The organism is Salinibacter pepae, from assembly GCF_947077775.1.
Classification (GTDB): Bacteria; Bacteroidota; Rhodothermia; order Rhodothermales; family Salinibacteraceae; genus Salinibacter; species Salinibacter pepae.
In genome coordinates, this window is the sequence record NZ_CAMTTE010000001.1 from 974329 (window position 1) to 987645 (window position 13317).

The 13317-nt window shown below is 68.0% G+C and carries 13 protein-coding genes and 1 other RNA gene; 8 read left to right on the top strand and 6 right to left on the bottom strand.

What is annotated here, in order from left to right; translation table 11 throughout:
• The first annotated feature begins 162 nt into the window (after positions 1-162).
• From OJA40_RS04130 to rnpB, 4 genes are all read left to right on the top strand, one after another.
• On the top strand, positions 163-1302 hold the full coding sequence (locus OJA40_RS04130; protein ID WP_263808260.1) for a 6-phosphofructokinase: 1140 nt from the start codon (positions 163-165) through the stop codon (positions 1300-1302).
• 46 nt (positions 1303-1348) lie between these two features.
• Positions 1349-2506, top strand: coding sequence for a Nif3-like dinuclear metal center hexameric protein (locus OJA40_RS04135; RefSeq protein WP_263809987.1), 1158 nt, complete (start codon positions 1349-1351; stop codon positions 2504-2506).
• Positions 2507-2830: 324 nt separating this feature from the next.
• Positions 2831-3607 carry a zinc ribbon domain-containing protein gene (locus OJA40_RS04140; RefSeq protein WP_263790948.1) on the top strand — a complete coding sequence of 259 codons (777 nt, stop codon included), beginning with the start codon at positions 2831-2833 and terminating at the stop codon, positions 3605-3607.
• 109 nt (positions 3608-3716) lie between these two features.
• An RNA gene (rnpB, locus tag OJA40_RS04145) (RNase P RNA component class A) lies at positions 3717-4145 on the top strand.
• Positions 4146-4301: 156 nt separating this feature from the next.
• Here the strand turns inward: rnpB and secG are convergent.
• From secG to OJA40_RS04165, 4 genes are all read right to left on the bottom strand, one after another.
• Positions 4302-4685, bottom strand: a complete 384-nt coding sequence (gene secG / locus OJA40_RS04150; protein ID WP_263809988.1) for a preprotein translocase subunit SecG — start codon at positions 4683-4685, stop codon at positions 4302-4304.
• A 70-nt stretch (positions 4686-4755) separates the two neighbouring features.
• Positions 4756-5313, bottom strand: coding sequence for an NUDIX domain-containing protein (locus tag OJA40_RS04155; protein WP_263809989.1), 558 nt, complete (start codon positions 5311-5313; stop codon positions 4756-4758).
• Between the two features lie 208 nt (positions 5314-5521).
• Positions 5522-6280 carry an RsmE family RNA methyltransferase gene (locus OJA40_RS04160; RefSeq protein ID WP_263808257.1) on the bottom strand — a complete coding sequence of 253 codons (759 nt, stop codon included), beginning with the start codon at positions 6278-6280 and terminating at the stop codon, positions 5522-5524.
• An 87-nt stretch (positions 6281-6367) separates the two neighbouring features.
• Positions 6368-8134 carry a BamA/OMP85 family outer membrane protein gene (locus tag OJA40_RS04165; protein ID WP_263809990.1) on the bottom strand — a complete coding sequence of 589 codons (1767 nt, stop codon included), beginning with the start codon at positions 8132-8134 and terminating at the stop codon, positions 6368-6370.
• 61 nt (positions 8135-8195) lie between these two features.
• Between OJA40_RS04165 and OJA40_RS04170 the strand changes: the two genes are divergently transcribed.
• Both OJA40_RS04170 and mutY read left to right on the top strand, forming a co-directional pair.
• Positions 8196-8582: a hypothetical protein gene (locus tag OJA40_RS04170; protein WP_208426759.1), complete on the top strand. Its 387-nt coding sequence runs from the start codon at positions 8196-8198 to the stop codon at positions 8580-8582.
• A 121-nt stretch (positions 8583-8703) separates the two neighbouring features.
• Entirely contained in the window at positions 8704-9768 is a 1065-nt protein-coding gene (gene mutY / locus OJA40_RS04175; RefSeq protein ID WP_208426758.1) for an A/G-specific adenine glycosylase, read from the top strand.
• An 11-nt stretch (positions 9769-9779) separates the two neighbouring features.
• Here the strand turns inward: mutY and OJA40_RS04180 are convergent, their stop codons facing one another.
• Positions 9780-10304 (bottom strand): hypothetical protein, encoded by a 525-nt coding sequence (locus OJA40_RS04180; RefSeq protein ID WP_263809991.1) that lies wholly within the window; start codon positions 10302-10304, stop codon positions 9780-9782.
• 120 nt (positions 10305-10424) lie between these two features.
• Complete coding sequence (locus OJA40_RS04185) at positions 10425-10904, bottom strand: DUF2085 domain-containing protein (protein WP_208425422.1); 480 nt, start codon at positions 10902-10904, stop codon at positions 10425-10427.
• A gap of 288 nt (positions 10905-11192) precedes the next feature.
• Here OJA40_RS04185 and groES point away from each other — a divergent pair, with 288 nt between their 5' ends.
• Positions 11193-11483 carry a co-chaperone GroES gene (gene groES / locus OJA40_RS04190; RefSeq protein ID WP_103020612.1) on the top strand — a complete coding sequence of 97 codons (291 nt, stop codon included), beginning with the start codon at positions 11193-11195 and terminating at the stop codon, positions 11481-11483.
• A 95-nt stretch (positions 11484-11578) separates the two neighbouring features.
• Positions 11579-13261: a chaperonin GroEL gene (groL, locus tag OJA40_RS04195; RefSeq protein ID WP_208425423.1), complete on the top strand. Its 1683-nt coding sequence runs from the start codon at positions 11579-11581 to the stop codon at positions 13259-13261.
• The last annotated feature ends 56 nt before the right edge of the window (positions 13262-13317 follow it).

Below are 13317 nucleotides of genomic sequence, written 5' to 3' on the forward strand. Positions count from 1 at the left end.
ACGCCATCGCGGGGGCGAAAGCGCTTGCGTTCGTCCGAACGGACCCTTTTTTCGCATTCCCCCTGCACACTTTCGGGCCCCCACTCATAAGACCACTGACCAAAATCGGGATCGTGGCCCCGCGCCCGCTTCGGTTCTGCTCGCCAATCCCCGCGCCGTTCCATGCCCAGTGACTCTCTCCGCGTCGGCGTCCTGACCGGGGGGGGCGACTGCCCCGGCATCAACGCTGCGCTCCGTGCCGTAACCAAGAGCCTCACCCTCCAGCACGATGCGGAGGTGCTCGGCTTCCTGGACGGATTTCGCGGCGTCGTTGACCGCAACGTCGAGCCCCTCCACTACCGCGATGTGAGCGGCATCCTCACCCGGGGCGGCACCATCCTCGGGGCCAGCAACAAGGCCGACCCCTTCAACTACCTTCCCCGGGGCGGCGCCGACGTGTCGGCCCAGGTGATGAAGACCTACCGCACCCTCGACCTGGACGCCCTCGTGGCGATTGGCGGCGACGGCACCATGTCCATCGCCCACCGCCTCACCGACCTCGGCGTCGACATCGTGGGCGTGCCCAAGACCATCGACAACGACCTGGTGGGCACCGACCGGACGGTCGGCTTCGACACGGCCGTCAGCACCGCGACCGACGCGATCGACCGCATCCACACGACGGCACAGAGCCACCACCGGGTGATGATCGTCGAGACGATGGGCCGGTACTCGGGCTGGATTGCGCTCCACGCGGGGGTCGCCAGTGGCACCGACGTGATTCTTCTGCCCGAAATTGAGTACGAGGTGGGGACGGTTGCCGACGTGTGCCGCGACCGGGAGCGGAGTGGGCAGCGCTTCACGATCGTGGCGGTGGCGGAGGGGGCCCGGCGTAAGGAGGGCGACTACGTGGTCCAGGAGCGGGGCGACGAGTACACCGACTCCATCCGCCTCGGCGGCATCAGCCGCGTCCTCGCCGACCAGCTCCGGGAGCACCTCGACACCAGCATCCGGACCACCGTCCTGGGCCACATGCAGCGGGGCGGGTCCCCCACGGCGTACGACCGCACCCTCGCCACGACCCTCGGCACCCGCGCAGCCGCCCTGGTCGCGGAGGGAACCACGGGCGTCATGGTTGCCGTCCAGAACGACACATTCACGCAGGTCCCACTCGACGAGATCGCCGGCAAGACCCGCACCGTGCCCCTGGACGATCCGCTCATTGCCTCGGGGCTGGATGTGGGCACGTCGTTCGGGGTCGCCGTATCGGACATGTCGGAGGCGGCCTCCCACACCGAGCCTGCCTCCCCCATCCAGCCCTAGCGGCAACCGCACCGCCCTTCACTCCGAAACACTTTTCCCCTCGCCCATGCCCGACGCACCCGCCATCGATGACATCACCACCGCCCTCGAAGACTGGGCCCCGCCCGGCTCGGCGCAGGACTACGACAACGTCGGCCTGCAGGTGGGCGATGCGTCTCGATCCGTCACGTCCGCCGTGCTGGCCCTCGACGCGACGCCCCAGGTGCTGGCGGAGGCGAAGGCACACGACGCGGAGCTCGTCGTGACCCACCACCCCCTCCTCTTCCGGCCGCTCGACGGCGTGACGGCCGACGGGTACGTGTCCAACCTGGCCCTCCGGTTTGCCGAGGCGGGCATCGCGCTCTACAGCAGCCACACGAACCTCGACGCCGCGCCGGAGGGCGTCTCGTTTGCGCTGGCCGAGCGCCTGGGCCTCACCGACGTGGGCTTCCTCGACGGGTTCGAGGACACGCTGTATAAGCTGGTCGTCTTCGTGCCGGAGGACGCGTTCGACGAGGTGCGGCGGGCCCTCGCCGATGCGGGCGCCGGCCGGATCGGCGACTACGAGGCCTGCGCGTTCGCGACGGCGGGCACCGGCTTCTTCAAGCCCGGGGCCGGCGCCGATCCGCACATCGGCACCGCGGGGGGCGACGTGGAGTCGGCCCCGGAGCGCAAGCTGGAGGTGGAGGTCGCCCGCTGGAACTTGAGGTCCGTGATGGCCGCCCTGCAGGAGGCCCACCCGTACGAGGAAGTGGCCCACGACCTCTACCCGGTCAAGCAAAAGAACTCGCGGGCCGGGCTTGGCGCCCTGGGCCACCTGGAGGCCCCAATGCCACTGTCGGCATTTCTCAACCGCGTGGCGACGCGCCTCGACGCCGAAAGCCTGCGCTACGCGGGCGCTCCCGACGCGACCGTGGAGCGCGTGGCCGTCTGTGGCGGCGCCGGGAGCGACTTCATCGGCACGGCCCGGGGCGCCGGGGCCGACGCCTACGTCACCGCGGACGTCAAGTACCACGAGTTCTTCGAGACGCTCGGCCGCGACGGCACGCCCCAGATGGCCCTCGTCGACCCCGGCCACTACGAGACCGAGGCCCTCACCGAGGCCCTGCTCCGCGACCGGCTTCGGAAGGCGTTTCCGCAGGTCGACTGGCACCGGACCGACACCACCACCAGTCCCGTGCGCACGTTCGTGCCCGAAGGGAATGCAGGAACCGTGTCTTCTTAAGCATCACCGCCAGCGTTGGCGGCACGTGCCGTCACAGAAGTGGCCGCATTGCGTGATGCGTATTGCATGAATGCCCTTTCCCATCCGAAGCTGCCCATCCCTCCCGCAGTACGAAGTACGCAATACGAGGCACGCAACACGAAATACTCGGGAACGCCAGTGTGCCCCCTCCCGCCGCCCGTTTCATGGCCGTTTGGCAACCGTCCCTGGTGTTTTTGCATGAAATGGAAGAAGTCCCATATGGAGGTACGAACCTCCGCCCAGTGTGAATGTACATGTTGGATGGTGTTCATCCGCGCTCAAATGATCAAAAACAGCTAGTCTATGCCGACTGCTCGAAAGAAAAAGACGGATGTGGAAGATCAGCTCCGTGCCCTGGTCCGGCTCCAACATATTGACAACCGGATTGACCAAATCCAAAAGCTCCGCGGCGACCTCCCCGCCGAGATTCGCGACCTGGAGGACGAGAAGGCGGGCCTCGAAACGCGCCTCGACAACTACGAGGAGGAGGTTCAGGAGCAGAAGGTGGCCAAGCGGCAGGCCGAGCTCGACATCAAGGAGGCTGAGGGCCTCATTGACAAGTACGAGGAGCAGCAACTCGAAGTCCGCAACAACCGCGAGTTCGACGCGCTCACGAAAGAAATTGAAAGCCAGGAGGAGCGCATCGCCGAGGCCGAAGAGACCATCGAGGAGGCCGAGGAGACCATCGAATCGAACGAGGGGGCCATCGAGGAGACGCAGGAACGCCTCGACGAGCTCGAGAAGGTGCTCGACGAGAAGCAGGACGAGCTCGAAGAGGTGGTCGACGATACGGAGGACGAGGAGAAAACCCTCGAGGAGCTCCGTGACGAGGCGTCCGAGAAGGTGGACAGCCGCTACCTCAAGGCCTACTCGAAGCTCCGCGATCGCCTCCGCGACGGCCGGGCCGTCGTGCCGCTCAAGCGAGGCGCCGCCGCCGGCTTTGCCGTCCCGCCGCAGCGACAGGTCGAGATCCGGAAGCGAAAGACCGTCGTCGCCTGCGAACACACCGGACGCATCATCGTCGACCAGGACCTCTACAACGAGACGGTCGACGAGATGAAGGACACCCTCGACCTCTAGAAGCGCAGCCGCCCGCCGGGGCCGCTGCGCTTTTTTGCATGGGCCGCATCGTGAGGGGAGAGAGGGATACGTAGGACCTTCTTCCGGCCGACACGGTACATACGGGGGACGTGCGAATCGGGTCATCGCTCCGTCACATCCCGTCCGTGTGTGGTCGGGACGGCGGTGAGGAAAGTCCGAACACCACAGGGCCCCGTACTTCCTAACGGGAAGGCGTGCCAGTCGCCACTGGCGCGACGGCCCGTGCAACAGAGAGCAGTCCCGCCCCGGCGGCCGTCGGGGTAAGGGGTGCAAGGGTGCGGTAAGAGCGCACCGGCGTTCCGGGCGACCGGAGCGGCCCGGCAAACCCTACGGGGTGCAAGGCCAAGCGGCACCGGCCCCGGTGACCACCGGGGCAGAAGGCTGCCCGCCTCATCGGTGCAGGTAGGCCGCTCGAGGCGACCGGCGACGGTCGTCCCAGATAGATGATGACCTCCTCGTCGTCCGGCGCGAAGCCGGGGCGAGCAGACCAAATTCGGCTTATAGATTTGCACGATCCGCCCGAACACGAGCGGCAGTCCCGAGTCGGGGCTGCCGCTTTTTATGTGTCCCCGTTCCGAAGAGAAAGGGCGAGATACCCGAAGGACACCTCGCCGCGCCGTCCACGTGTTCCGACGTCGTCCGGCTCTACCGGCCGCCGCCGAATGCCCGAGGGCTAGTTCCCACCGCCCCCACTCTGGCCGCTTCCGTCCCCCGGACCGCCGCCCTGACCAGGAAGCGGTGCGGCGCCGCCTCCCTGGCTCGGGGGCGTCTGTCCCTGCTGAGACGGGGTGTCCTGGGCTCGCTGCTGGATGACGCTTTCCTGTTCGCCGGTGTCGATAAAGAAGTTGGTGATGACGCACAGGGAAATAAACACCGCCGCGAGGGTCCACGTCGCCTTCTCAAGCATGTCGGGGGCCTGTCGGGTGCCGAGCACCTGGCGGGTGGCCCCGCCGGAGGCGATGCCCGAGAGGCCCTGCCCCTGGCCGCTCTGCATGAGGATCACCAGGATGAGAACGGCCGCAATGAGGGCGATGAGGACGACCATGAATGAAAACATGTTGACCCGTCCGCTTTGTCAGAAAGAAATTGATGGCGGAAATGCTTGCGTGCCTCAACGGCGACGTACGCTACGGGGCCGCGGATGATTCGTTCAGGTGCGCCGCGGCGTAGACGAGCGCGGTAACCGTCTTCATGTCTTGGAGGTCCCCCTGGCGGGCCCGCGCAAGTGCCGTCTCGACGCCCATCTCGACGACCTCTACAAACTCCCCATCCGCGAGGGCCTGCGTCCCACGGTCCAGGTCGTGCGCGGTGAACACGTGGATCTGCTCGTTGCTGTAGCCGATGCACGGGTAGGCCGTCCCCACGTGCTCGAACCGACCGGCCCGCCACCCCGTCTCCTCCTCCAGTTCTCGCGCCGCCACGTCCACAGGGGCCTCCCCCGGCTCGTCAATCTTGCCGGCCGGCACCTCCAGGAAGGCACGCCGGGGCGGGTAGCGGAACTGGCGCACCAACAGCGTCCGTCCATCCTCGAACACCGGGACGATGGCCGACGCACCCGGGTGATCGATCCACTCGCGGACCGACGTCTGGCCGTTGGACAGACGCACCTCGTCGCGAAACGCCTTCAACAGGACCCCGTCGACGAGTTGCTCGGAAGAGAGGGACGTTTCGGTAAGGTCGGCCATTGGACGTGCGGCGTGTGGGGGCTGGGGGTGTGGGCGCTGAAGCGGGGGGAGTGATGCGGGACAGGTGATGCGGGACAGGTGATGCGTGAAGAATGGTGCATGACTTATTTGCTTCTGCGCGCATCACGTTCTGCAGGCCTCATGATCAGGCCCCATGCCCGTACGGGCTACGAATCCGTGGGGGCCGCGCTCCGCGTCGTCTCGGTTTTCATCCGTTTTGCCCGTGCCCCCCCGGCGCCCCGTCCACGTCGTTCGGGGGTGCTCCCACGACAGAGTGCAGCACTGCGAGGGCCGCCGTCTCGGCCCGCAGCCGACGGGCCCCGAGCGACACGGACACACATTCGGCCTCGGCCGCGTCCTCGACCTCCGACGCCGAAAAGCCCCCCTCCGGCCCCACGAGCGCGAGCGCCGACGCGACCGGCGCCGCCTCGGCCGCCGCCTGTCGGATCGGCACAGCGCCGGCCCCGGCGTGACACACGAGCCGCAGCTCCGCCTCTGCCCCCCCGAGCAGGGCCTCCGGCGACTGCGGCGCGGCCAGATCCGGCAGCCGACTGCGGCGACACTGCTTCATGGCCGCCACCATGACGTTGCGGAGCCGCTCCTCGCGGATTGAGTCGCGCTCGGTGCGTTCCGTCCGCAGTGGCACAACGCGCCGCGCGCCCAGCTCCACCGCCTTCTCCACGAACGTCTCGAAGCGCGACCGCTTTTTCAGGATGCCCAGGGCCACCGTCACGTCCATGTCGGGCTCGCCCACGTTGTCCCGTTCTTCCGTGATCGTCCCCACCACTTGGTCCGGCCCCACGTGGTCGATCCGTGCGCGGTACCAGCCGCCCGTCCCGTCCACCACCGTTATTTCGTCGCCTTCGTCTCCGCGGAGCACCGTGCGCAGGTGCCGCGCTTCCTCTTCCGGCAACACGATGCGGCCGGCCCGAATGGCGGAGGGCGGGGCGTAAAAGTTCGTGGTCATTGCACGCGACGGCTGTGGGGATGGCTCTGCACTGCCCCAACGAATGTGGCACGCCAGGAAACGGTCCGTTGCTCAGACCGGCGACGCTCAGAGCCCGACGGAGAGTCCCAGGTGCACGCGTCCGTTGGCCGGGCTCTGCACCTGTGGGTTGAGGGCATAGCTGGCCGAGATGCGCCCGAGGGCCGTCTGCAGCCGCATCCCCAGCCCGTAACCGGGGTGCCAGCCCTGCGTGGCCGTCGTGGCCCCCAGTGCCGGGCGCCCGACGTATCCGAGGTCGAAGAAGGCGTGCGCGTACGAGGCCCGGTCCAACTGCAGGCGATACTCCACGAGCCCGCGCGCCACGACATTTCCCGCGAACCGGTCTTCGTCGTAGCCCCGAAGCGAGGTGGCCCCGCCGAGCCGGAACAGGTCGCTCCGGTCGTAGTCCCGGCTGAGAAGTACGGAGCCGTCGCCCCCCGCAACAAAGACCTGCCGGCCAAAGAGCGGGAGGTAGGTTCGCACGCGCCCCCGCAGGCGCTCCTGGCGGAACGAATCGGAGACCCGCGTCGTGTCGCCGGCGGCCGCAACGCGGCGGAGCCGGCGTTCCTTGCGGCCCTGCGAGAGTTGGACGTTGAGCGAGACGCCACGCCGCGGATTCCGAGAGCGGTCGAGCTGCCGGTAGCGCACGCCCACGCCATAGAACAGGGTCGTGGCCCGAGGAATTTGCTGGCGGGCGCCGCGCACCTGCGTCCCGGCCGGGCCGGGCCGCACCGCTTCGCGGCTGAGGGTGGCCGTCAGCTCCAGCCCGTTGCCCAGCCGGTACCCGCCCTCAAGTTCGTAGATCCGTTCTCCATACGTCGAGTCCCGCTGCTCGCCCCGAAACCGACCGGCCAGCCGGACCGGACGCCCAAACAGGTACGGATCCGCGACGGAGACGTCGACAATGCTCGTTCGTCCGGGCCGCCGGTCGAGGGCAAATTCGGCCCGTCGCCCTCCGCCGAACAGGTGCTGCAGCACCAGGTGCCCACTGCCGACGAGCTGTCCCGAATCACGGGTCTGAGACGCGGGCAGGTAGCCGAGCACGGCGTCAAACGCCCCCGGCGGGGCCTCCTCGATTGGAATCTGAAGAACAGCCCCGCCGTCGTCCGCAACCCGCAGCTGGGGAGGCCCGACCGTCTCAAAGAGGTCGTGTGCTTGGAGGCGACGCTGGATGGCGTCCGGGTCGTAGCCGCGCAGGGCTTCCTCCTCCTCCAGCCCCGCCAGGGACGCCAGAAGCTCCGGGGTGGCGCGGGCGTCGTCCGGGGCTTCAACACGCCGGAGCCACAGCGCGGGCCCCTCGTCGATCTGGAGCGTAACCCGGAGGGCGGCCCTCTCGGCCGCGGGGGCCGTCGTCTCCGCCACGCGGATCTGCGCAAGCGGGTGACCGGCCTCCTCGTACCGATCCAGAAGCCGTTGCACGTCCGCCTCCAGCCGGTCGGGGCGGAGCGGCGCGCCCTCCTCGGTCTCCATGAGCGCGCGCAGTTCGGCCGCCGGCACGGCGCTGTCCCCTCTGAGGCGAAGCGTTCCCACCCGCACCTGCGGCCCGCGGCGGGCATAGACTCGAACGTCGAACCCGGCGCTGCTCGTATCGACGGACACCGAGTCGATCGTGGCGTAGTAGTGGCCCTTCCGACGAAGGTGGCGCAGGACGCGCCGGCCGGTCGCCCGTACCCGGTCGGGGGGCGCAGTCGCAACCGTATCCGGCCACGCCACCCGCTCTCCGTCCAGCACCAGCCGCCCCTGCCCCGCTCGCGGGTCGGGGCTGGACGCCGATGCCTGGGCGCGCCCCGCCTGCTGCCCACCGGCGCACAGCAGTCCCCCGAGGACGAGCAACACCGTCCCGACGGTTGGGTATATGACGTGTCGCCGGTGACCACTCACTGTGAGACCCTGCATCATGACGCTCCTCCATCGCCTCTTCCTCCCCGTTCTCGCGGCCGGCCTGCTGGGCGTGACGGGATCCGAGGCCGGGCCGCCATCGACGGCCCTTGAACCCGGCGGCAGTGCATGGGTTGCATCGGCGCCTTCCCCCCCGCCCGACACGGTGCGTGCCTCGGCCGATGCGGGCACGCCGCTCATCCTTCCGCTCCCGAACTCCCTGAATGAGCACCCGGTGGCCCGCTACACGCTCCTCCGCGGCCCCGCCCTGAGCGGCGTCGCCGGCCGCTCCTTCACTTGGATTCCCGAAGGGGCCGCCCCCGGCATCCACCGCGCCCTCCTCCAAGCCGAATTCGGGGCCGCTCCCCCCGACACCCTCGTCGTCCAGATTCGTTTTCGGCCGTAGGCCGACCCTCCGTAATCGGGCCCCACTCGTCTGTTCTCCCGCCCACGCCGCCTTCCACATTCCCATTCCCACACTCCCTCTCTCCCCCACCGACCGCCAGCGTCAGGCCTTCCGTACCGATGTGCTCGACTGGTACGACGAGCACAAGCGGTCGATGCCCTGGCGCGAGACGGACGACCCGTACCGCATTTGGGTCTCGGAAATTATGCTTCAGCAAACGCGGGTCGACACCGTACGCGACTACTATCCCCGCTTTCTGGAGGCCTTTCCCACGGTTGAGGCCCTCGCGGACGCCGATCGGGACGCCGTCCTCAAGCACTGGGAAGGCCTCGGGTTCTACGCCCGGGCCCGTCACCTCCACGAGGCCGCCCGTCGCGTCGTCGACGAGCACGACGGCGCCGTCCCCAGTACGATGGACGCCATTAAGGACCTGAAGGGCGTGGGCCCGTACACCGCCGCCGCGGTGCTCTCGATCGCGTACCGGAAGCCCCACGCCGTTCTCGACGGCAACGTGACACGCGTGCTGAGTCGCGTGTTCGCGGTGGACGAGGACGCCACCACGAGCGCCGCCGAGGGCCACCTCCGCGACCTCGCCAACGAACTCCTCCCCCCCGACCGCCCCGGCGACTTCAACCAGGCGATGATGGAGCTCGGCGCGCTGGTCTGCACCCCCCGCACGCCCCACTGCGACCGCTGCCCACTCACCGCGGTGTGCCGCGCCCACGACGCCGGAACGGAGGAGGACTACCCCATCACCCCCGAGTCCCAGCCGGTGCCCCACAAAGACATCGCCGTGGGCCTCGTATTCGACGACAACGACCGGCTCCTCATCCAGCGCCGCCCCGACGAGGGGCTGCTCGGCGGGCTCTGGGAATTTCCGGGCGGAAAGCAGGAGGGCGAGGAGTCGATGGAGGGGGCGTGTCGGCGGGAGGTCCGGGAGGAACTCGGCGTCGGAATGACGGACGTGGAGCCCTTCTACACCCTCTCCCACGCCTACTCCCACTTCAAAATCACCCTCCACGCCTTCCGCGGCCGCCTCGCCGACGGCCCCCCCGAGGCCCGCGAGGACCAACCGGTCCGCTGGGTCACGGTCGACGAGCTGGACGACTACGCCTTTCCCCGGGCCAACCGGCGGTTGATCGAGGAGCTGGAGCGGCGGCAGACCGAGCCCTCGCTCTTCGATTGAGCGGGGCGGGCCTACTCGTCAATCCCCTCGGCCTCCACGGCCTGTTCCGTCCCCGGCCCTCCCGCCTCGTCCTCCCCGAAGAGCGTCGTCCCGAGGGCGCCCCCAATTGCGCCGAAGATGGCGAACACGACGACGTTCAGCAGCAGGAGCGCAATCCCCATCGCGGACAAAAGGCCGGGCGCGTCTCCCTGCATCTGCTGCATCATGTCCGGAGACATTCCCTGGCCGCCCATGTTCTGCATGACCTGCTCCTGCAGGGCTTGCTGGACCGACTGGGAGTCAAGCCCGAGCGGGCGCAGCATCACGTCGAACAGGGCGGAGAAGACGGCCCCGGCCGCCCCGGCCGACGCCCCGAGCACCGCCCCGTCCCCCGACGCAATGGCCCCCGAGCTCCGGGCCGCGTACTGCTGCGTGGTGACGATCCCGCCCACGATGACGCCGAGGCAACAGATCGTGTTGATGAGCCCGAGGTAGGATGTGCTGAGAAGGCCGGTGACGACGGCGCCGACCAAGATCGATTGCTGTCGCGGGGTCATGGGGGTACGAGAGACGTGTGGTGCGATTGAACGAGTGGGGCCCTGCGAAGACGCGGCGTGCCCCGGAGAAAGGTCGCACGAAATTAAGCATAAGCCCCACCAACCGAAAGGAGAGCGGTCCTAGTCGGGACCACCCGTGCCGGAGGCCCGTGCCTTCCGGTGGAGCAGTCGGGCCGTGACGTAACTGGCCGCCACACTTCCGAAAAGAAGCCCAGTGAGCGCGCGGCTCACGGGCCCGTTGCCCCAGAGCGACAACAGGGGCCCCATCCAGTCGAGCCCCAGCGGGACGAGCGCCCCGAGCAATGCATATCGACTGTACGGCCCGAGCGTGGCCCACAGGCTGTGCCCCCAGCCCGTCCCCGCCACGCCCACGACGAGCCCAGCGTAAATGCCGCTGCAGCGGTCACAGAGCGCCACCGGGACGCCCCCGACGTGGAGCGAACGCCCCGGCAGCTGGTGGCACACCGGCGCGAAGCCCTCCCGAACCACGCCCTGAAGCGAGGCCGGCAGGACGGGCGGAAGCATTGCCAGGACGAACACCCCGCTCGTAACCGCCAGCAGGCCGTACCAGACGAGTCTTGTGCCGCGTGCGTCTGCCATGCATTTTGGAGAGGTCGGCATCGCTTCTAGCCAGGCCAGGATCGGGCCCCGCTTTGCCTCAACTCACACACCAAGGCCGCCTCGTTGTTCGGAACGCCAGCGCGACACGACGCGAAGGGCCACCCGAGTGTCGCTAAGGGATCTTCACCCTCAGCCTCACCGCAATCAGGAACACAGAAAAGGACCCGGTGTTAGCTGACCTGGAGTTATTATCACTCGCCACTGGTGAGTGATAACAGTCTCCGGAGCCTCATCCACACATCCCTCACAAGGCATTCCGAACAGATCATGACGAGCATCAAACCTCTCGGCGACCGCGTCGTCGTCCAGCCGAAACCGGCCGAAGAGAAGACCGAGAGTGGTCTTTACATTCCGGATTCGGCGAAGGAGAAGCCCCAGGAGGGAACGGTCGTCGCGACCGGTCCGGGCCGCGTTGAAGACGGCACCCGGATCGAGATGACGGTGGAGGAGGACGATGATGTCCTCTACGGCAAGTACGCCGGCACCGAGGTGACGCTCGACGGTGATGAGTACCTCATCATGCGCGAGAGCGACATCTTCGGCGTCGTTGAAGGATAACGACCCGGCCGTCTCCGTGGCCGCCGACGCCACGGCTGCACGACCGACTCCCACTCCCGAACGAATTCCCCGAACGAAACCTTTTATACGCAACCATGGCGAAGCAGATTAAATTTGACTCCGACGCACGAAGCGCCCTCCAGGAGGGCGTGGACCAGATGGCGAAGGCCGTCAAGGTCACGCTCGGCCCGAAAGGCCGAAATGTCGTGCTGGAGAAATCCTTTGGCGCCCCGACGATCACGAAGGACGGCGTCACAGTCGCAAAAGAAATTGAATTGGAGCAGCGCCTCCCGAACATCGGCGCCCAGGTGCTGAAGGAGGCCGCGTCGAAGACCAACGACGACGCCGGCGACGGCACGACGACGGCGACCGTGCTGGCCCAGTCCGTCATCAACGCCGGGATGAAGAGCGTCACGTCCGGCGCCAACCCGATGGACGTGAAGCGCGGCATCACCGCGGCGGCCGAGGAGGTCGTGACGCACCTCCGCAACCAGAGCGACCCGGTCGAGGGCAAGGACCGCATCTCGCAGGTCGCCACGATCTCGGCCAACAACGACGACGCGATTGGCGACCTCATTGCCGACGCGTTTGAGCGTGTTGGGCAGGACGGTGTGATCACCGTCGAGGAGGCCCGCGGCATCGAGACGTACCTCGACGTGGTCGAGGGCATGCAGTTCGACCGCGGCTACCTCTCCCCCTACTTCGTGACCGACTCCGAGGAGATGGAGGCGGTGCTCGAGGACGCCTACATCCTCATCTACGACGATGAGGTCGGCAACATGCAGGACCTGCTGCCGATCCTCGAGAAGGTCAGCCAGACCAGCAACCCGCTGCTGATCATCGCCGAGGACGTGGAGGGGGAGGCCCTCGCCACGCTCGTGGTGAACAAGATGCGCGGCACGCTGAAGGTCTCCGCCGTGAAGGCGCCTGGATTCGGCGACCGTCGCCAGTCGATGCTCGAGGACATTGCCGTCCTCACCGGCGGCACGGTCATCAGCGAGGAGAAGGGCTACCGCCTCGAGAACGCCACGCTCGACTACCTCGGGCAGGCCGACCGCGTCACCATCGATCAGGACAACACGACGATCGTGGGCGGCGAGGGCTCTGAGGAGGAGATCGAGGCCCGGGTCAACCAGATCCGGCAGCAGATCGCCAACTCCACCTCCGACTACGACCAGGAGAAGCTGCAGGAGCGCCTCGCGAAGCTCGCCGGCGGTGTGGCGGTGCTGAACGTAGGCGCCGCGACCGAGCCGGAGATGAAGGCCCAGAAGGCGCTCGTGGAAGACGCACTCAGCGCGACCCGCGCGGCCGTCGACGAAGGCGTGCTTCCGGGGGGCGGTGTGGCCTACCTCCGCGCCCTTGAGGCCATCGAAGAGGTGGAGGTCGAGAACGAGGACCAGGAGATCGGCGTCTCCATCGTGCGGGAAGCCCTGGAGGCCCCGCTGCGCCAAATCGCCGAGAACACGGGCCACGAGGGCTCGATCGTTGTCCAGAAGGTGAAGGACGGCGAGGGGGACTTCGGCTTCAACGCCCGCTCGGAAGAGTACGGGGACCTTCTCGACGAGGGCGTGCTCGACCCGACCAAGGTCACGCGCTCCGCACTCGAAAACGCTGCGTCCGTGGGCGGCATCCTGCTGACCACTGAGGCTGTCGTCGCCGACCTCGAAGACGAGGACGATGACGACGGCGGTGGCGGCGGTGGCGGCGGCATGCCTGCTGGCGGTGCCGGCGGCATGGGCGGCATGGGCGGCATGGGCGGCATGGGCGGCATGATGTAACGCCCCCCTGCACGCTCGCGCCCACTCGGCGCGCGCCCCTGCAACCGAACACCAAA

What these genes read in the sequence shown, in the direction of transcription:
- OJA40_RS04130 (WP_263808260.1), top strand. Translation starts at nt 163, where the DNA reads ATGCCCAGTGACTCTCTCCGCGTCGGCGTCCTGACCGGGGGGGGCGAC.
- OJA40_RS04135 (WP_263809987.1), top strand. Translation starts at nt 1,349, where the DNA reads ATGCCCGACGCACCCGCCATCGATGACATCACCACCGCCCTCGAAGAC.
- OJA40_RS04140 (WP_263790948.1), top strand. Translation starts at nt 2,831, where the DNA reads ATGCCGACTGCTCGAAAGAAAAAGACGGATGTGGAAGATCAGCTCCGT.
- secG (WP_263809988.1), bottom strand. Translation starts at nt 4,685, where the DNA reads ATGTTTTCATTCATGGTCGTCCTCATCGCCCTCATTGCGGCCGTTCTC.
- OJA40_RS04155 (WP_263809989.1), bottom strand. Translation starts at nt 5,313, where the DNA reads ATGGCCGACCTTACCGAAACGTCCCTCTCTTCCGAGCAACTCGTCGAC.
- OJA40_RS04160 (WP_263808257.1), bottom strand. Translation starts at nt 6,280, where the DNA reads ATGACCACGAACTTTTACGCCCCGCCCTCCGCCATTCGGGCCGGCCGC.
- OJA40_RS04170 (WP_208426759.1), top strand. Translation starts at nt 8,196, where the DNA reads ATGACGCTCCTCCATCGCCTCTTCCTCCCCGTTCTCGCGGCCGGCCTG.
- OJA40_RS04180 (WP_263809991.1), bottom strand. Translation starts at nt 10,304, where the DNA reads ATGACCCCGCGACAGCAATCGATCTTGGTCGGCGCCGTCGTCACCGGC.
- OJA40_RS04185 (WP_208425422.1), bottom strand. Translation starts at nt 10,904, where the DNA reads ATGGCAGACGCACGCGGCACAAGACTCGTCTGGTACGGCCTGCTGGCG.
- groES (WP_103020612.1), top strand. Translation starts at nt 11,193, where the DNA reads ATGACGAGCATCAAACCTCTCGGCGACCGCGTCGTCGTCCAGCCGAAA.
- groL (WP_208425423.1), top strand. Translation starts at nt 11,579, where the DNA reads ATGGCGAAGCAGATTAAATTTGACTCCGACGCACGAAGCGCCCTCCAG.